Raw genomic sequence first — 20,228 nt, 5'->3', positions numbered from 1 at the left:
CATTAGTTAGTATAGTCTGTTATAATATCATAGCATTCATCTGGTTTTGTATAAAAAGGCATATGTCCAGTTCCTTTAAGCTCTATCAATTCTGATTCCTTTAAATTTCTATATAAATATTCTCCTGATTGCAGGGGGCAAATAATATCACCCTCACCATGTATAATTAATGCCTTTATATCTATATTTATTAAACTCTCCCTAAAATCTTTATTAATTAGATATTCTAATCCTATGGCTAGTGATTTTACAGAGTAATCTTTGTCCAACTTCTTTACCTCTTTTATATATTTGTCATAGTACCTATTATTTACTTCTAACTCAGTAAATAATTGCTTGTAAAAGCTATCTAAAGTTTTCTGAGGATAAATCTCTAGCATCGAAATCATTCTTTTTACGATTTTTTCATGCCAACCTATATTATAATGGCTTTCCTCGTTCCTTACAAATTTGCAGGTTGGACCAAAAAGAATCAAGTTTTCTATTTGCAGTGAATACCTTAAAATTAAATCAAAGGCCACTAGTGAACCTAAGGACCAAGCCATTATTGAAAATTTATTGATTTCTTTCTTATCTAAAAAATCTATTACTTTCTCTTTAAATCCATCTAATGATAGTATATCATCCCAATCAATAATAAATATTTGAAAATCACTCTCAAGCAAATCTATAATTGACTTCCACACAAATTTATCCACTGCCCAGCCCGATAGTATTACCAAGTTTTTTTTCATGAAATAATTCCTAATCTCTTTCCATGGCTTTCAATTACATCAAGTACATGTTTTAAATCCTCATATTCATGGGTAGCCATAAGGGAAATTCTTAGGCGGCTGGTCCCTCTTGGCACCGTTGGAGGTCTTATGGCAGGCACATAGATTCCTTCTTCTAATAAACTTTCACTAAATTTTACAGCCCTTTCGGCATCTCCAATTATAATTGGGATTATAGGAGTAATTGTATTGGTAACTCTAAATCCTAACTGAGTTAATTCCTCTTTAAACCACTCAGATAAATCTATTAGTCTATTTCGTCTTTCCTCTTCATCCTGAATTATCTCAATTGCCCTTAATGAAGCCCTAATAGCAGAAGGCGGCAATGCTGTTGAAAATATAAAGCTTCTAGATGTATTTTTGATATACTCAATCAAATCCTTCTTGCCAGCAACATATCCTCCCACAGAAGCAATTGCCTTGCTTAGGGTCCCCATCTGTATATCTATTTCTTTATTTAAATTGAAATGTGATACAGTCCCTGAACCCTTTTCCCCTAGTACCCCTACTCCATGGGCATCATCAACCATTGTAATTATATCGTGCTTTTTAGCTAGCCTCACAATATCTTTTAGTGGGGCAGCATTTCCATCCATGCTAAAAATCCCATCAGTTACAATCAAATTATTGCTGCCTTTATATATCTCAATTTTTCTTTCTAAATCCTCCATGTCGCAATGCTTATATCTAACAAGCTTTGCTCCACTTAATAGACATCCATCTATTATACTTGCATGGTTATATTTATCACAAAAAATAACCCATTTTCTATCGCATAAGGCAGATATAATCCCTAAATTAGCCATATATCCTGTATTAAAAACTAAGGCTGCTTCAGTTCCCTTAAAGCTTGCTATTTTTTCTTCTAGCTCCCTATTCAAATCATAAGAACCAGTTGTCAATCTAGAACCACCAGAACCCACACCATATTTATCAATTGCATCTTTAGCAGCTTCTTTAAGCCGTATATCATCACAAAGGCCAAGATAGTTATTTGAACCTAGTAGTACTATTTCTCTCCCCTCAATGTTTACCTTAGGAGCTTGCTGGGAGCTTAAGTATCTACAATCACGATATAGGCCTTCCTTTTTTATCAAAGATAGCGTTTTAGAAATATTCTCCATTATTCTTTCTCCTATCTTATAGAGTTTATCTACCATTCTAATAGGTTTATAGTTTTCTATATATCATAAAAATATATCAACCCACCTCAATTGTCAACCTTTTAAAAAAATCAGGTTTACATTGTAAACAAATAATATATAATATATAGAGTAAGAAACAATAATGTTGAATAACGGAGGTTATATAAATGATATTTGAAAAAACAAAGGATGCAATCATGGATATAATGGGTATACCAGAGGATGAAATTCTTTTAGAAAGCCATCTGTATGATGAACTAGACGCTGATTCGTTAGATATTTCTCAAATTATTATAGCCTTAGAAAATGCTTATAAAATCGATATAGATAATGATGAAATAGCAAACTTTCAAACAGTTGAAGATATTGTAACGCATGTTGAAGGTAAAATTAGCTAAAGATAAACAACTTCAAGGTTTAATAAATTTCAAAGAAAAAATGTAGACACGTTCATTAAGGTCATTTCTCGAAGAGAAATCTGACCAAAACCGAAGGGATTCGATGTCCCTGAGTTTTTACTTATTTTCTTCAAAATTTATTTTAAATGTTAATGTTGTTTATCTATAGTAAACCGGAGGTACTATGAAAAAAAGAGTAGTAATTACTGGACTTGGTGCTGTTACACCAATAGGAAATACGGTAGATGAGTTTTGGAGTAATGCTAAAGAAGGTCTATGTGGCATTAATTATATAAAGTCCTTTGATATTGAGAATTCCAAGGTAAAGGTTGCAGCAGAGCTTAAGGATTTCGATGCTAGAGATCATTTTGATAGAAAACAGTTCAAAAGGCTTGATCGTTTCTCCCACCTAGGAATAGTCGCTGCAAGAGAAGCTTACAATGATGCGAGACTAGAAAATGTAGATATCGACAGAAATAGGTTAGGTGTGATTATCGGTAATGGAGTTGGTGGAATAATTACTATAATAGAAGAAACTACAAAGCTTCTAAAAGGTGGAATGAAAATGGTTTCACCTCTATTAATGCCAAAGTCAATTCCAAATATCGTTACTGGGAACATTGCCATAGATTTAAAGGCTAAGGGTATAGCCAATACTGTTATAACTGCATGTGCCGCAGGTACAAATGCTATAGGCGAAGCCTTTAGAACTATACAATATGGTGATGCTGACATAATTGTTTCCGGCGGTAGCGAAGCCTGTATAACACCTTTAGTTTTAGCAGGATTCACTAATCTTAATGCATTATCATTAAAAAATGACCCTTTAAAAGCTTCAACTCCCTTCGATAAAGACAGAGATGGTTTTGTCATGGGAGAAGGAGCAGGAATCATAATACTTGAAGAACTTGAGCATGCTTTAAAGAGAGGCGCAAAAATATATGGTGAAATAGTCGGTTATGGATCAACCTGCGACGCTCATCATTTAACTTCTCCAGCTCCAAAGGGAGAAGGCGGGTCTAGGTCAATGATGCTAGCCCTTGAAAACGCGTCAATATCTCCTGATGATATATCATATATAAATGCCCATGGAACATCTACCCCATATAATGATAAGGCTGAAACAGAAGCCATTAAAGCTGTATTTAAGGAACATTCATATAATATTCCAATCAGCTCAACAAAATCTATGATTGGTCATCTTTTAGGGGCCGCTGGAGCAGTTGAAGCCATAGCTTCGATAAAGGCTTTAGAAGAAAATTATATTCATGGTACTATTGGATATAATGTCAAGGATGAAGACTGTGACCTTGATTATGTTGTAAACGAAGGACGTAGAGTAGATCTTGAATATGTCCTAAGTAATTCCTTTGGATTTGGTGGACATAATGCTTCCCTTGTGTTTAAGAAATGGTAAATCATACGTTTTAATATCAAAAAGGAATTAGATAAGAATATTTCTTACCTAATTCCTTTTTATATATATTAATGTAGGGGAAAACAATCTAATAAAATCTATATTTCGCATAGGCTGAGGCTGCTAACAAACTCAAATTTCTTCGTTGTTACTTCAACAAAGAACCCTTACGTATGTCTTTATACGCTGCGGTCTCTTCATTTCAGCACGCCTCGAACTTCGGCTTTCTTAACAGCCTGTCATCTTGTTGACTTTGTCAACAATCTGAACCTATACTTCGTATAGGCTTCATACTTCTCTCCAGGATTATATATTTTAGTTGGAAAGTTTTCTTGATTTATTGCATCGGGATAATCTTGGGTTTCAAGACATAAAGCTAAGTTTTTTTTACCTTTTCTATTTCCACTTAAAATCAAATCTTCTCCAAGTCCATTTCCCGAATAAAATACTACTGCTGGCTGGTCTGTTATTATTTCTAATACCCTTCCACTTTCCTCATCTTCAAGCTTTGCAGCAGGATTTTCATCTTCATTTAATATAAAGGGATGATCATACCCTCCACAATATAGAAGCTGCTGGTCATCTTGATTAATATCTTTTCCTACTTTTTTAGCCTCTGTAAAATCAAAGACTGTACCTTCTACAGCTACAATCGTACCGTTTGGTATAACTTCATGGTTTACATATCCTATACGGTCTGCGTTTATCGTCAATTTATGATCTAATACATCTTCCTTACAATCGCCGGATAAGTTGAAATACGAGTGATTTGTAAGATTAATAATTGTCTTTTTATCGGAAACCGCACTATATTTTATTTCAAATTCATTGTCGTTGTTTAATAGATACTCCATTTTCACATCTAAATTTCCCGGGAAACCTTCCTCACCATCGGGACTAAAATAACTTAGTTCAATTCCAATATAATCTTCTCTAATTATTTCCTTTACTTCCCATATAACCTTATCGAAGCCCTTCTCTCCCCCATGAAGGTTATTTCTTCCGTTATTCTTAGCTAAATTATATTCCTCTCCATCGATTTCAAACGAGGCTCCTGATATTCTACCTGCAATTCTTCCAACTACAGAACCGAAATAGGGTGACTTCTCTTTATAGTCTCTAATGTTATCAAATCCCAGTACAACATTTTCAAATTTTCCTGTTTTATCTGGAGCTAGTATTTCTGTTATTATTCCACCGTAGTTCAGTACATTTACCTCAAGTCCCATATCATTCTTTAAACGGTACTTATTAACCTCTTCACCGCTTTTCAAGGTGCCAAATCCCTCTTTAACAATCTTCATGAGTTTCAACTCCATTCCTATTTAACCCGGATTAAGTTCCTATGTAACCTCTTTAGACTATAAAACTGTTGGAGCGAAAGTAGTCTCTGAGGTTTCCTTTTGAGCGATTTTTATCAGTCTGTTTTCTCCTTCAAAATTATATAGAAAAACAGGCTGATAGCATGAGCCAAAAGGATTCTCAGAGACTACTTGAGCACAGTATATCCTTACAATCCATACACTTATATCCTCAAGTTACTATTCATTTATACTTTCTAAAAACTTAATGAATGCACTCTTTCCTTCTTCATCCCTTTTATATACACCAGCATACTCTAGGGCAGACATAAACTTCTTTCCTACTTCTTTTCTTATAATTTCATTGACATTATCTTCAGTGATATCCGAGTAGTTTTCCTTTATAGCCTCAAACCAATCCATATGCTTCTCTAAGGATTCCTCCTGCCCAATATCAAGCTTAGGATTTATAAGATGCTGTGCTAGTTTTTTCAATTCTTCTTTTAACCTAGCCGGAAGTACCGCTAGACCCATAACCTCAATAAGTCCTATGTTTTCCTTCTTTATATGATGTACCTCGGGATGAGGATGAAAAATCCCCGATGGATAAATATCGTTGGTTCTATTATTTCTAAGAACTAAATCTATTTCAAATAGTTCACCCGATCTTCTTGCAATTGGTGTAACCGTATTATGTGGTATCTCTCCAGTGTGGGATATTATCTTGACATCTTCATCACTGTAGCCCTTCCATTTTTCAAATACAATCTCTGCAAGCTTCGAAACCCTTTGTCTATCTCTACCCCTTAATCTAATCACCGACATAGGCCATTTTACAATTCCTGCTTCAACATCAGAATATCCAACAAACTCAAAATTAGTTTCTATAGGTGCTTTAGTCATGGCAAACTCATAGTTCCCCCCTTGGAAATGATCATGGGAAAGAATCGATCCGCCTACAATCGGAAGATCTGCATTAGAACCTATAAAATAGTGGGGAAACTTTTCTACAAACTCCAATATTCTATCAAAGGTTTCTTTCGATATTTTCATTGGTTCATGATTTCCCTTAAAGATTATACTGTGTTCATTGTAATACACATAGGGCGAATATTGCAAAAACCACTCTTCATTTCTCAGTTCTAGTGGTATTACCCTATGATTTTGCCTAGCCGGATGATTAATCCTTCCGCTGTATCCTTCATTTTCTCTACATAATAGACATTTGGGATATAAAGTTGACTTTATATATTTAGCGGCTGCTATAGCCTTCGGATCCTTTTCTGGCCTTGAAAGATTGATCGTTATATCAAGCTCACCATACATCGTTTCTGCTTTCCAAACCATATTCTTTGCTATTCTGTCGGTTCTAATATAGTTTGAAGCTATGCTTAAATCATAATAATACTTAGTTGCTTTTATAGGATTTATATAGTATTTTTCATAGAAGTCTTTTATTACTTCCGATGGTCTAGGCATAAAGCAGTTCATTACTTTTGTATCTAAAAGATCTCGATATACAGGTGAATTGTGCTCTAGTACCCCCTTTTCATATGCCCAGTTTAAAATATTATTTAGAATATCGGTAGGTACCTCTAGGCTTTCCTCCACTGCTTCTACTTCCTGAAAGTCTTCTAGACCTAAAACCTCTAAAACCTGATTTCTACTGTATACTCTATCTTCTTCAAAAATCAGACTTTTATCTAGTGCATATTTTACTAGTCTTTCTATCTCAAAATAAATGTTAATTGCCATTGGTTCCTCCCTTTAATCTTCAAAACCATTTGGTTTATTTTCATGCCAATTCCAGGCACTTCTAATAATATCCTCTACATCTACGAAACTTGGCTTCCAGTTAAGCTCCTTTACAGCCCTTTGGGATGAAGCCACAAGCTTAGCTGGATCCCCTGGGCGTCTCTTGTCTATCTTTGCAGGAATTGGATGACCTGTCACACTTCTAGCCGCCTCAATCATTTCCTTAACAGAAAATCCTTTGCCATTACCTAAATTATAAATGGCGCTGTTTTCTTCTCTACGCAATTTTTCTAAAGCAAGTATATGAGCACCAGCTAAGTCTGTCACGTGGATATAATCTCTTACACATGTACCATCATCGGTATCATAGTCGTCTCCAAATATCGAAATATATTCTCTTTTCCCAAGGGGTACTTGTAAAATTAGTGGTATTAAATGAGTTTCTGGATTATGGTCTTCTCCTATTGTAGCACTTTTATGGGCTCCAGCCACATTAAAATATCTTAAAGATACATACTTTACTCCATATGCATTGTCAGCCCATTTAAACATCTTTTCCATCGCAATCTTTGTTTCACCATATGGATTTGTAGGTTCTGTTTTATCTGATTCTAATATAGGTATATTCTCAGGCTCTCCATAGACAGCAGCCGTCGATGAAAATACTATCTTTTTTACCTCGTGATTAGTCATGACCTCAAGTAATACCTTTGTACCATAAACATTATTATCATAATATTTTAAAGGCTTTGTCACACTCTCTCCAACTAATGAATTAGCTGCAAAGTGTATGACTGCCTCAATATCATTTTCACTAAATACCTTATCTAAGAAGGTCTTATCCCTTATATCCCCTTCATATAATTTAGCCTTTGGATGTATTGCTCCCTTATGACCAGTCTGAAAATTATCTACTATAACAACCTCTTCACCTCTATCTATCAGTTCAAATACAGTATGACTCCCTATATAACCTGCCCCACCACATACTAATATCATAATTCCACCCCTTTATAGTTTATAATAATTCCCTTGCGCCATCACCAATTGATGCTATATAAAAGTCAGCTTTATACCCGATTTTTTCTTCATAAGCAGCACCTACATTTGAAATAAACTCATCAATCATTTCGTTCTTTACTATACTCACTGTACAGCCACCAAAGCCTGCTCCTGTCATCCTAGATCCTATTGTACCTTCTTGATTCCATGATAGTTCTACTAAGGTATCTAGTTCCTTTCCGGTTACTTCATAATCGTCTCTTAGGGATTTATGTGAGTCATTCATAAACTTTCCAAAGACCTCCAAGTTACCTTCCTCTAAAATTTTTGCAGCTCTTATTGTTCTTTGGTTCTCATAAACTGCATGCTTAGCTCTTTTTCTATCAACTTCACCTTCAATAAGGTGTTTGTTCTCCTCAAATTCTTCTTCTGTTAACTCACCTAAGAAATTTATATCTAGATTTTTTTGAAGCTGTGACAGTGCTCTTTCACATTCACTTCTTCGCTCATTATATTTCGAATCTACTAGCTCTCTTTTTTTATTTGAATTTGTTATAATGATTGATGAATCCTTTAAATCTAGTCTTGAGTATTTGAACTCTAAAGTATTGCAATCTAATAAAATTGCACTACCTTCTTTACCCATACCTATAGCAAATTGATCCATAATACCACAGCTTACACCCATAAACTCATTTTCAGCTTTTTGACTCATCTGTACCATTGATAACATATCTACTTCTAGTTCAAATAATCCTTTTAACATTACAGAAGTTGCTAGCTCAATTGAAGCAGAGGATGACAGACCTGCACCTGGTATATTTCCATAAAGTAATATCTCAAAACCTTCGTTAACATCGTATCCATTGTCTTTAAATATTTTTACTACTCCTTTGGGATAATTTGCCCATCCGTGATTTTCGTCATATTTTAGATTATCTATTGTGAACTCGACTATTCCCATGTCCTCAAATTTCTTTGAGTAAAGTCTTATTCTATTATCTATTCTTTTCCTTGCTATAGCATAGGTTCCAAAGCTCAATGCACATGGAAATACATATCCTCCATTGTAGTCAGTGTGCTCTCCTATTAAGTTTACACGTCCAGGTGCAAAAAAAGTTCTTACTTCTTCTCCTTCACCAAATACCCCCATAAAATCCGCTTTTAAACCTTCAATAAGACTCACAATTAGTCCCCCTTAAAAAGTTATTTAATCTATACAGTCTTTCTTTGTTTAGTTAATAAATAAAGTCTACAGATTATAGTTCTACTATAATAAAACTTAAGGAACGAAAGTAGACTCTGAGGTTTCCTTTTGAGCGATTTTTATGAATGTGTTTTAACCTCTATTTTCAATTTAAAACACGTTCATAGCATGAGCCAAAAGGATTCTCAGTGACTACTTGAGTAATTTAACTTTACAAGTAGAACTATAGTGCATGTTACACACTAAAAATATCTCTAATAATTAATGTAGCAGCCCCTACTATACCTGCATCTTCTTTTAGGTCTGTTTCTCCTATGTATAAAAACTTCAAATTATTATTTATACTTTTCTTTGAAACAACCCTTTGAATTCCTTCAAAAATGAATTTTCCTGCCTTCGATACTCCACCTGCAATCAGTATCATCTCTGGGTTCAACACATTTATAAGCATTGAGATTCCAGTGCCAATATAATTTCCTGTTTCCTTTAATATTTGAATGGAGAGCTTATCACCCTTCAATGCTTCTTTGTAGATTTCCTCTGAAGTAAGATTACAAATATCCATCCTATTTAAAATGCTAGATTCTCTTCCTTGGTTTAATTCCTCAACAAATCTTGCTACTATACCTGTTCCAGATGCAATGGCCTCAAAGCAGCCATATTCACCACATTTGCATTTTATCTTCTTATCGGAAATGCTTACATGACCTATTTCACCAGCACCAAAATTGTTTCCTCTATATAAATTGCCATTTAGATATATTCCAGCCCCTATGCCTGTTCCGATATTTAAAAGTACAAAGTTTTGAGCATCCTTAGCCTTTCCAAACCATTTTTCACCAAGAGCCATAACCCGTACATCGTTGTCAATGATTATAGGTGTATTGAATTGGCTTTTAAATATAGATACTATATCTAAATCATGCCAATCAAAGGCTGGAGCATAGTAGGATACTCCTTTCTCTGTATCAACAATACCATGGATACCCATTCCTATTCCAACTATTTTATTAAAATCCTCATCTTTTCCCTTTACTACTTCATAAATAGAGTTTTTTATTGTTTCTAGTACATTTTCCTGTTCGGTTTCTCTAGGATATTGTAGAGTAACTTTTTGAATAATGTTTCCGTCAATATCAACAAGTCCAGCAGAAACCTTCTTTATTCCCATATCCACACCAATAACATAGATTTCACTACTATTAAGCTCTAAAAGTATAGGCTTTCTTCCACCACTTGATTCTCCACTTCCAACCTCTTTGATCAACTTTCTTTTCAAAAGATCAGAAACGTTACTAGAAACAGTAGCTGGATTCAATCCTATCATCTTCGAGATATCAGCTCTAGATATAGGTCCCTTTTCCCTTATTATTTTTAAAATCGAAATTGTATTTATCTTTTTAATAAGTTTTTTATCAGCTCTATTATAATTCATAATCAGATCACGACTTTCTTTAGTTAATAAATAAAGTTTAATTTTAATATATCATATCCAAAAATAGATGTCAAAGATATTTAACCGCTAGTTTCTAGCTACTGGCTCCTAGTCTTTTTACTGTCACTTCTATTGATTCCTTTAAAGAAAATTTATTTCTTCAAAAATAGAAAAGGGGCTGTCTCATAAAGATTTCTTATGAGTACAGCCCCGGGGTGTTTCAGAATGAGTGAAGTTCAAGATTTTGAAATTTCAACGGTTTGGCTAGTACTGACGTACGTGCCAAGTCGGTGAATATTTCAAATAACGCAGAAATTCGCCATTCTGAGACACCCCCTTTAAAACTATATTCTTTTCATATTAACTAGCTGGTGCTTCACCAAATTCAGTGTTTGTATATTCTTTTATTTCCTTTAATGGTACACTCAATTCAACAAAGTCCTTTGCGCTATCGTCTAAAGGCATATAATAGAACACTACATTTTCATCATTAAAGTATATTCGTATTCCTTCTGCTTCTAAGCCTTCATCTATGCCTATTTCCTTAGCCTTTTCATCTAGTATCTTCTTTACTTTGCTTTTAGAGTCTTCATCGCTTTTTATAAAGTTTTCATAGGTTATCTCATTGCTTGAAGATGCCATATCTAAGTTAACACTATTTTTAATTTTTATTTGACCAAAATCTACAACAGTAGCTGTCCCTTCAAACAATACACTTAAGACATTCTCATCCATTTTTGTAATCTTATAATCTATTTCAACGTCAGTATATCGATCTTCGTTTTTATAGATCTCAACAGCGTTTATAAGGCTTTGATTCATATAATCCATTAAGAGTTCTCCAGGATAGTTATTAACTTGTGGATAGAATATTTTTATCTTTTTGTCTTTAACCTCTATAACATCTTTAGCTATTTCATAGTCTAAGGATGAAGATTCTTCTTTTTCACCTTTTTCTGCTTCCTGCGAATTGTCAATTGATTCTTCATTCTTAATCTCATCCGTCTTATTGACTGGTTTTTCCTTTGACACACATCCTACAAATGCAATGCTTGAAATTAATAGTACAGATACAACTACTTTTTTTAGTTTCATATCGTGTGACCTCCCCATAAGTTCTATTCTCATAAGTTATTATAATAGAATTTAATAGGAAAGTAGTTACAAAATTATTACAACATATCTAGTCTACATTATAACTTATTAATAATGCTTGCGTTATAGGCCGCACCAAAGCCATTATCTATGTTTACTACACTAACACCGCTGGCACAACTGTTCAACATTGATAATAGGGATGAAAGTCCACCAAAATTTGCTCCATACCCTACACTTGTAGGTACAGCTATTACAGGCTTATTAACGAGTCCTCCTACAACGCTTGCAAGGGCCCCTTCCATTCCTGCCACGACAATAATAACCTTTGCTCCTCTTATGAGCTCAAGTCTTGCAATAAGTCTATGGATACCTGCTACTCCAACGTCAATAATCTTTTCAACCCTATTTCCAAGGATTTTTGCAGTTTCTACGGCTTCTTCTACTACAGGCAAGTCAGAGGTTCCTGCTGATACGATTGCAATATAGCTATCTGTTAGTTTTTCTTCTTTTTTTCTAATTGATATTGTTCTTCCTAACTTATTATATTTTGCATCCTTACATATTTCCTTTACTGCATTGTACATCTCTTCACTAGCCCTAGTGGCTAATATATTATTATCCTTTGTAAGCATAAATTTTATGATATCCCTTACCTGCTCCACGGTTTTTCCTTCACAGTATATAACCTCAGGATATCCTACCCTTATCTCTCTATGATTATCAATCTTGGCAAATTCCAAGTCTTTAAATGGCAAATCTTCAATTTTTGTCATAGCTTCATCTATCTCAATCTCACCGCTTTTTATACCTTCAAGCAATGCTTTTATCTCCTTAGAATCCATATCTTTATTTTCCCTCCTACAATACCAGATTATTTGTCCTTCATAGTTTCATTGAAGCTTCCTACTCTATAGCCTTCTAAGTCCATAGTAACATAGCTAAATCCAAATTCCTTTAGCTTACAGGAAATTTCATCAAGAATTTTTTCCTCAAATAGCTTCACTCTATCTTCTTTATTAACCTCAATCCTAGCTAAGTCTCCATGGCATCTAACTCTAACAGCCCTAAATCCTATGCTCATCATATACTTTTCAGCCTCTTCTATCTTCTCAAAGTCCTCTACCTTTAATTCATTTCCATAGGGAATTCTTGTTAAAAGACATGCATATGGAGGCTTATCCCATGTGTTAAGTCCTAGTTCCTTAGATAGACTTCTTATTTCTGCTTTAGTCAACTCACATTCAAGTAAAGGACTTTTTACATCTAGTTCTCCTAGAGCTTTTAATCCAGGTCTATAATCTCCTAAATCATCAAAGTTAGTTCCATCAATAACATAATTATAGCCTTCCTTTTTAGCTATATCTTGTATCATACTAAATACAGCCTTTTTGCAAAGATAACATCTATCCTCGGGATTACTCTTAATCTCATCTATAATCGGTACTTCTACTATTTCATATTCGACATTCAATTCCTTAACTAACTCCTTTGCTTCCTCTACTTCCCATTTAGGAATATAGGGCGACAATATCGTTACAGCCTTAATATTCTCCCCAAGGGCTTCCTTAGCTGCTTTAAGTAGAAATGTACTATCTACCCCACCGGAAAATGCTAAAACTACTTTATCTAGCGTTTTTAAATAATCTATTAGATTCGAATATTTCTCATTATTTATCATTTTCTATATCTCCTCTATTATTCTATTTACTTCTTTATAGATTTGTGCAATCGGTACATTATTCTCCTTAGCAAGCCTCTTACAATCCTCATACTCTGGTTTGAATTTCACTAGTTCACCTTGATAGTAGGAGCTTTTAATTGTTACCTCCCCATATTTTGTCTGTATCCTAGCAAAATCTCTTTTAAGCATGATTTTTTCAACCTTATATTTTCTAATTCCTATAGAAGTTGTTTCTTTAAAGATTACTTCAAGGACATCTTTTTCACTTCTTTCATTAACCAATATACTTAACTTTATTGCCGGTCTTCCCTTTTTCATTACAATAGGTGTCTTAAATACATCCAATGCACCTTCTTCAAAAAGCCTTTCTTCAACATAGCTGTAAAGCTCTGGATTCATATCATCAATATTTGTTTCAAGTATATATTGATCTTCTATTTCTTCGGACTTCTCTTCTTTTCCTAAATAAACCCTTAGTACATTCGGGATTTCCAGTTCTCTATTTCCTATTCCATAACCAATCTTTTCTATTGAAAATCCTAACTTATCTGTAAACTTCTCTACGTTAGCGGCCAAAATAGCAGCTCCCGTAGGTGTAGTTGTCTCAAAATCTACTAAACCAGTTTTTATTGGAATATCCTTTAGTATCTCAACAGTTGCTGGAGCCGGTACAGGAATAATTCCATGGGCACATTTTACAAATCCTCCCCCGACTTGTACCTCAGATGCCATAATTTTATCTACATCTAGATAATCTATACATATTGCTGCTCCTACTATATCTATAATGGAGTCGATAGCTCCAACCTCGTGGAAGTGTACCTCATATAATGGTTTGCCATGGACCTTTGCCTCAGCCTCGGCTACCTTTAAAAATATATCTATACTTAACTTTTTTACTCTATCACTTAATTCACTGGAATTTATTATATTTTCGATATCATTTAAATTTCTATGATGATGATCATGTCCGTGATGACCATGGTTGCTCTCATGGTGGTGAGAATGAGCATGGTCATGGCTGTGGTCGTGATTATGGCCATGTTCATGATCGTGACTATTCTCATGTTGGTGATCATGTTCTTTGTTTTGAGTTTTTAATATCACATCAACCTTGGTTCCACTTATACCCTTTTTAATTGCTTTTTTAACATTTATTTCATATTCCGAATCCAGATTAAGCTTTGAAATTTCTTTCAATAAATATTCTTCATCTACTCCTAGATCAATAAGCGCTCCTAAATTCATATCTCCGCTTATTCCACAAAAACAATCGTAATATAATACCTTCATATTTAACTCTCCCCTGCTTTTCTATTTGATATTATGTTTTTTTAAAAATTCCTCATCCTTTATAACTTCTTCGTATATATCATCCCTCACGATTTTATGATCCTCTGAAAATACTATAGCACGTTTAAAAAGGTCGTGTACATACTCAAAATCATGGGTGGCACAGATAATTGTTTTACCAGCCTTGTTTAATTTAATGAAAAGTTCTCTTAAAAATCTCTTTCCCTTAGGATCTATACCATTCATAGGCTCATCCAAGGCTATCACCTCTGGATTCATAGCCAATACACTGGCTATTGCTACCCTTTTCTTTTCTCCGCCACTTAGATTATAGGGATGTTCATCCTTTAGCTTTTCAATATTTAATATGCCTAAACAGTCCTTTACTCTTCTATTTATTTCTTCATTTGAAAGCCCCATTTGAGTTGGTCCAAAGGCTATTTCTTCAAATACAGTGGAGCAAAATAGCTGAGTATCGGAGTTTTGAAATACAAATCCCAATCTTTTATGAAACAGTTTTGAAAATCTATTATCCCTTAGACTCTTTTCAGTGATCTCATCCTTATCAAAGAAATATCTACCATGACTAGGAAAAGCTATACCATTTATTAGTTTTAAAAAGGTCGACTTTCCACTGCCATTAGGACCAATAATCGCAACTGATTCTCCTTTCTTTATATGAACCTTGATATTATCAAGGGCTGTTTTCTCTCTATATTTAAATGTTACATTTTCTATTTCAATCATCTTCATTCCCCTTAGCATAGTAACATTGACTTTATCTTAGATTTGTCACTATAAATGCAGCAATCAAAAGTATATTAATTAACCCATATAGGTAGTCTATTTTTTCTAGCTTAGATTTTGTATCCACTGTGTACTCTCCCACAAAGCCTCTACACTCCATGGCACTGGACATTTCCTCACTCATTTTATAGGATTTTAAAAACAAATTGCCCATTATTCTTGAAATTGAACCGTATTTATCTTTGTTATTTCCAATGGATCTAAGCTTTAAAGCATATAATAGGTTAGTAGAGTATTCTCCTAATAAGACAATATATTTTAGTGTTATCTCCATAACCCATATAAATATGTCCGGTATAAACAATAATTTAAGAGCTCTACTTATATCTGTCCACTTGGTAGTCTGAGATAGAATATTTGCCAATAATACACTAGATATCATCCTTTGAAAAAGCATAAGACTGTTATATATATTTCCCATAAGCATAGATGGAATCAAAATTATCAGAGTTACAAGTGGAAAAATAAAGCTTATTGCCATAATATTTTTTCTTTCCTCAGGGTCAGTGAGAAAAATACCTATTAGTATATATATATCCACTATAAATAAATAGATAAAACTCCTTGATAGTGATATGAGAAGTATGTTTACTATTGTAAGGATTCCCTTTAATGTAGGATTAATCTTATTGATAAGTCTTTCCTTATTCCTGTTTCGCCTAATATTTGAAAATACCTTTAAAAAAGAAAAAATACTTTTATCTATAAAACCGTTGCTTCCACCATCAGGTATATACTCATCCTCGGCTAACAGCCACTCTTTAATCATTTACTCACCTTCTGCGTCTTACTTCTTAAGCCAGTTTTTTCTAATAATTTAATAACCATAAATATTAGTACTACTCCCGCTAATGCAGAAAGGATGTAGGCTGCAAGCTCACTAATACCTATTATGCTGTAATCGGGCATCACAGCATTAAAGCTAAACCCATTTTCCATTCCCCGTGGTATAAATCCTGTAAGCTCTCCTATCTCTTCTGGACTCCATTCACCCCATGCAGTTCCTGTTGCTAAAAGTCCCAGAGGACTAAGTAAGATTAGAGATATTATCAACAGATATAGTGGTCTTATCTTTTTATAATTTCCTCTGTATATTACATCCGGTGAGACTTTTTTAACATATCCATACACGGCGGCAGTTACAAAGCCCTCCAATATTCCTGCTACTAATAAGTGTGGAATCATCATTGCCGGGATAGCTATCTCCAAACCATATGGACTATATAATGGCAGCCCAGCTCCGTCTGTAAACAGTAATGGTTGGATACCGAACTCTATTGCTGTTATAAGGGCTGCAATATTTAAGGATATATATCCTGCAGCAAAGGCCCCAATATATTCGCCTCTCTCACTAGAAAAGATATCTCTGATTATTTTAAATATATAGGATGCAGTAAATGGCATTACGAAGGCCAGATTAAAGCAATTCGCTGCTAAAGCTAGAATCCCACCATCACCAAAAAACAGGGCTTGAATTGCAAGAGCTATGGTAACAGCAATAACTGCAGAATAGGGTCCAAGTAAAATAGCTACAAGGGCTGCTCCTACTGCATGACCAGTAGTACCACCAGGCAATGGTATATTGAACATCATAATTAAAAATGAGAACGCAGCGCATATTCCAAGGAGAGGCATTTTCTGCCTAGTTAATTCTTTTTTAACCTTCATACTGGCCCTTCTCCATATTGGTACCATTGCTATACCTAATGTAGCACAGGTAGATGGGCTTATATAATTATCAGGTATGTGCATATTATTTTACTCCTTTTAAATTTCTACTCTATACATAATACTTATTAAGCTTGATTTAAACCCGAGGCTGCCCTCATAAGAGTACTCTTTGGGTTCAGCCCGCGGGTATTTATGTTAAGTATTTACACTGACTTCTATTCAAAGGTTTCCTTAACGTTTTTCAATTGCTGGCGAATCGGTATATTTTGTGGACAATGTCCTTCACACTTTCCGCATTCTACACAGTTTGATGCTTTAGCCTCAGTAGATAAAAACATACCATACATCATTTTTCCACGTGCCATATCATCAAATAAATATGCATCATTATAAACGGCAAAGTTTTGTGGAATGTCTACTCCTACAGGACATGGCATGCAGTATCTACAATTTGTACAATTCACCTTCATTTTTTCCTTAAAAACATTTTTTACACGTTCAACTAACTCAAGTTCCTTTTCTGTTAGAGAATTTGTTTCTGATTCTCCAGCTGTTTTAATGTTCTCAACAACATGGTTCATTTCAGTCATTCCACTTAGCACAACTGAAACCTCTGGATGGTTCCATATCCACCTAAGTGCCCATTCAACCGGTGTTCTTTTTACATCAGCTTCATTCCAAATGTCTGAAATTTCATTTGGAAGTTTATTTGTCAAGCTACCTCCCCTTAGGGGCTCCATAATAGAAATTCCTAAGCCTTTGTTTGCAGCATATTCTAACCCTTCTTTACCTGCTTGATAGTTCTCATCGAGATAATTGTATTGTATTTGGCAGAATGACCAATCATATGAATCCACTATTTCCTTAAATGTATCAATATCATCGTGGAATGAAAATCCTGCGTATTTTATTCTTCCATCCTCAATTGCTTTATCTAAAAATTCACCTATTCCCAATCTCTTCAAATTAGGCCATAGTTGTTTATTTAATGTATGAACTAAGTAAAAATCTATATGGTCCGTTTGAAGACGCTCTAATTGCTCATTTAATAATCTATCCATATCTTCCCTTGTTTGAACCAACCAAGAAGGTAGCTTAGTAGCTATCTTTACTTTCTCTCTATATCCATCCTGTAGTGCCTTTCCTACAAATGGTTCACTTTGACCGCCCTTCGTAAAATCATTTCCGTGATAGGGATAGGCTGTATCCACATAATTTACTCCACTATCAATTGCATAGCGAATCATCTCAATTGCTTTTTCTTCATCAATCTTTGTTGGATCTCCATCAATCACAGGAAGCCTCATAGCTCCAAATCCTAAAGCTGAAACCTCTTCGTTGGTTTTACCGAATTTTCTGTATAGCACAATATTTCCTCCTTTATAAACTTGAATATTTTATTGATATCCTAGATGTCGTTTTATTCATATATATAATACGTTAACTTCTCAAACCACCTCCTTTTCATGCTCGTAATAATCCCTTCAGAGGTTAATTTGTTAGCTTGATCTTTTCTTTTTCCTTCGCGCTTGGAGTCCCATATACTTTTTGCCTAAAAATAGTAAGGATTTATTAATAGGCCCTTCAAATTCCCTTGAGACATTTTTCAGTTCTTCAGGTATATTGATACTTTGTGGACATTCCTTGACACATTTTTTACAATTAATACATTGACTAGCCAGACTGGTATCTCCACCCATAAGACCACCTGCACCACCTAAGTAGGTAGCTGTATAAAATAGTTTTTTATTAAATAAATGTCTATTATTATATGCCTCAAATGCCCCAGGAATATTTACCTTTGCAGGACAGGGCATACAATATCCACAGCCAGTACATCCTACCTTTCTGAGGCTTTTATAGGTATTAGCAGCATCAGAAACAATTTTCAATTCCAATTCTGTTAAAGAGTTAGGATAAGCCTTAGAAGCTATCTCAATATTCTCTCTTATATGATCATCGTTATTCATTCCAGATAGTACTACAGTAACTTCTGGATGATTCCATATCCACCTTAAAGCCCATTCAACATTTGTTCTCTTAACCTTGGCACTATCATATATTTTCTTTACCTTATCGGGCTGAGTTGTTGCTAAACTACCACCATGTAGAGGCTCCATGATAATAACACCTAGACCCTTTTCAGCTGCATACATAAGGCCTTCCTTGCCAGCTTGATTGTGTTCGTCTAAAATATTGTATTGGATTTGGCAGAAATCCCAATTATAGTCGTCAACAATTGTTTTGAAATCTTCACGTACACCATGAAAAGAAAAGCCAATATTAGTGACTTTACCAGAGCTTTTTATATCTTCCATGAATTCAAAAATACCTAATTCCTTCATTTTCTCCCAGCCCGCCCCGTTGAGAGAATGGATAAGATAGTAGTCTATTTTATCAGTATCCAATTTTACTAATTGCTTATTAAAAAAGGAGTACATATCATCCTTTGAGTGACAAAGAAATTGTGGCAGCTTAGTAGCAATTTTAACCTTTTCTCTATATCCGTCCTTAAGAGCCTTACCTAGAAAGCTTTCACTTCGACCACCATGATAGGGCCATGCTGTATCTACATAGTTTACTCCTTGGTCGATTGCATGCCTTAATTGTTTTGTTGCTAAAGCCTCATCAATTCTCCCATTTTTAGTAGGAAGTCTCATACAACCAAAACCTAAAATAGATAATTCGTCACCGGTTTTCTCCATTTTTCTGTATAACATACTCATCCTCCTTACAAAATAGTATTTACATTTATAACGTGTGATTGATTGACTAATCACTCTACAATCTATATAATTAAGTATAGACCATTTACTTTATGTGGGTATGTGATTTTCAACTTTAGAATTAACATCAGATCTTAAACCTTAGAATTATACAAGACTATCATAGTGTAATTGCAAATAGATATTTTAAATATGCTTATTCAGATTGACTAGTCACTCTAATTCTTTTTTAAAGATATCATATATTAGGTATCTATTCAAGAGTTTTTTATAATTTTTTATAAATTATTCTATATTTGAGTAATTGATATTTCCATAGCAATTGACAATTAGGTGTACATGTGTTATCTTTCGCTTATGACAATTAATTATATATAATACGATAACATCTAGCATTCTGGAGATTTGACAGCCAACGTTTCTGAAGATGACAAATCTTCGAAATGTAATAGATTTTTCGTAACTTATATAGTATTTAGCTTATTTATTATTTTATGATTTTATTTTTAAAATAAAGTG

18 protein-coding genes are annotated in these 20,228 nt (G+C 34.2%); 2 read left to right on the top strand and 16 right to left on the bottom strand.

Annotated features, from left to right (window positions below):
- Positions 1–2: 2 nt before the first annotated feature.
- Positions 3–734: an alpha/beta fold hydrolase gene (locus tag R9X47_RS23770; protein WP_432663573.1), complete on the bottom strand. Its 732-nt coding sequence runs from the start codon at positions 732–734 to the stop codon at positions 3–5.
- Entirely contained in the window at positions 731–1,897 is a 1,167-nt protein-coding gene (gene bioF, locus R9X47_RS23765) for an 8-amino-7-oxononanoate synthase (protein WP_432663572.1), read from the bottom strand. The genes R9X47_RS23770 and bioF overlap by 4 nt, the downstream gene beginning before the upstream one ends.
- Positions 1,898–2,085: 188 nt before the next feature.
- Between bioF and R9X47_RS23760 the strand changes: the two genes are divergently transcribed.
- Positions 2,086–2,316, top strand: a complete 231-nt coding sequence (locus R9X47_RS23760) for an acyl carrier protein (RefSeq protein ID WP_432663571.1) — start codon at positions 2,086–2,088, stop codon at positions 2,314–2,316.
- A gap of 184 nt (positions 2,317–2,500) precedes the next feature.
- Positions 2,501–3,733: a beta-ketoacyl-ACP synthase II gene (gene fabF, locus R9X47_RS23755; RefSeq protein WP_432663570.1), complete on the top strand. Its 1,233-nt coding sequence runs from the start codon at positions 2,501–2,503 to the stop codon at positions 3,731–3,733.
- A gap of 239 nt (positions 3,734–3,972) precedes the next feature.
- On the opposite strand, the gene R9X47_RS23750 is transcribed toward fabF, so the two are convergent.
- From R9X47_RS23750 to R9X47_RS23685, 14 genes are all read right to left on the bottom strand, one after another.
- Positions 3,973–5,037 (bottom strand): aldose epimerase family protein, encoded by a 1,065-nt coding sequence (locus tag R9X47_RS23750; protein WP_432663569.1) that lies wholly within the window; start codon positions 5,035–5,037, stop codon positions 3,973–3,975.
- A 237-nt stretch (positions 5,038–5,274) separates the two neighbouring features.
- Positions 5,275–6,789 carry a UDP-glucose--hexose-1-phosphate uridylyltransferase gene (gene galT / locus R9X47_RS23745; protein WP_432663568.1) on the bottom strand — a complete coding sequence of 505 codons (1,515 nt, stop codon included), beginning with the start codon at positions 6,787–6,789 and terminating at the stop codon, positions 5,275–5,277.
- Between the two features lie 12 nt (positions 6,790–6,801).
- Positions 6,802–7,791 (bottom strand): UDP-glucose 4-epimerase GalE, encoded by a 990-nt coding sequence (gene galE, locus R9X47_RS23740; protein WP_432667690.1) that lies wholly within the window; start codon positions 7,789–7,791, stop codon positions 6,802–6,804.
- A 16-nt stretch (positions 7,792–7,807) separates the two neighbouring features.
- Entirely contained in the window at positions 7,808–8,977 is a 1,170-nt protein-coding gene (locus R9X47_RS23735) for a galactokinase (protein WP_432663567.1), read from the bottom strand.
- A 256-nt stretch (positions 8,978–9,233) separates the two neighbouring features.
- Positions 9,234–10,433 (bottom strand): ROK family transcriptional regulator, encoded by a 1,200-nt coding sequence (locus R9X47_RS23730; RefSeq protein ID WP_432663566.1) that lies wholly within the window; start codon positions 10,431–10,433, stop codon positions 9,234–9,236.
- Positions 10,434–10,793: 360 nt separating this feature from the next.
- Entirely contained in the window at positions 10,794–11,528 is a 735-nt protein-coding gene (locus R9X47_RS23725; RefSeq protein ID WP_432663565.1) for a hypothetical protein, read from the bottom strand.
- 98 nt (positions 11,529–11,626) lie between these two features.
- Positions 11,627–12,373, bottom strand: coding sequence for a nickel pincer cofactor biosynthesis protein LarB (gene larB, locus R9X47_RS23720; protein WP_432663564.1), 747 nt, complete (start codon positions 12,371–12,373; stop codon positions 11,627–11,629).
- Positions 12,374–12,402: 29 nt separating this feature from the next.
- Positions 12,403–13,209 carry an ATP-dependent sacrificial sulfur transferase LarE gene (larE, locus tag R9X47_RS23715; RefSeq protein ID WP_432663563.1) on the bottom strand — a complete coding sequence of 269 codons (807 nt, stop codon included), beginning with the start codon at positions 13,207–13,209 and terminating at the stop codon, positions 12,403–12,405.
- A 3-nt stretch (positions 13,210–13,212) separates the two neighbouring features.
- On the bottom strand, positions 13,213–14,505 hold the full coding sequence (larC, locus tag R9X47_RS23710) for a nickel pincer cofactor biosynthesis protein LarC (RefSeq protein ID WP_432663562.1): 1,293 nt from the start codon (positions 14,503–14,505) through the stop codon (positions 13,213–13,215).
- Positions 14,506–14,526: 21 nt separating this feature from the next.
- The gene (locus R9X47_RS23705) at positions 14,527–15,252 is read right to left on the bottom strand and encodes an energy-coupling factor ABC transporter ATP-binding protein (protein ID WP_432663561.1); all 726 of its coding nucleotides are present in this window, start codon (positions 15,250–15,252) and stop codon (positions 14,527–14,529) included.
- Positions 15,253–15,283: 31 nt separating this feature from the next.
- Positions 15,284–16,081, bottom strand: coding sequence for an energy-coupling factor transporter transmembrane component T (locus tag R9X47_RS23700; protein ID WP_432663560.1), 798 nt, complete (start codon positions 16,079–16,081; stop codon positions 15,284–15,286).
- The gene (cbiM, locus tag R9X47_RS23695; RefSeq protein ID WP_432663559.1) at positions 16,078–17,064 is read right to left on the bottom strand and encodes a cobalt transporter CbiM; all 987 of its coding nucleotides are present in this window, start codon (positions 17,062–17,064) and stop codon (positions 16,078–16,080) included. Before cbiM ends, R9X47_RS23700 begins: the two co-directional genes overlap by 4 nt.
- A gap of 134 nt (positions 17,065–17,198) precedes the next feature.
- A complete protein-coding gene (locus R9X47_RS23690; RefSeq protein WP_432663558.1) occupies positions 17,199–18,350 on the bottom strand; it encodes an aldo/keto reductase in 1,152 nt (383 codons plus the stop codon).
- A gap of 132 nt (positions 18,351–18,482) precedes the next feature.
- Positions 18,483–19,703 carry an aldo/keto reductase gene (locus R9X47_RS23685; protein ID WP_432663557.1) on the bottom strand — a complete coding sequence of 407 codons (1,221 nt, stop codon included), beginning with the start codon at positions 19,701–19,703 and terminating at the stop codon, positions 18,483–18,485.
- Positions 19,704–20,228 lie beyond the last annotated feature (525 nt).

It is taken from the genome of Wukongibacter baidiensis, assembly GCF_050888315.1.
Classification (GTDB): domain Bacteria; phylum Bacillota; class Clostridia; order Peptostreptococcales; family Caminicellaceae; genus Wukongibacter; species Wukongibacter baidiensis.
Note: the sequence above shows the minus strand (reverse complement) of the source record. Positions and strands in the feature narration are given on the sequence as shown.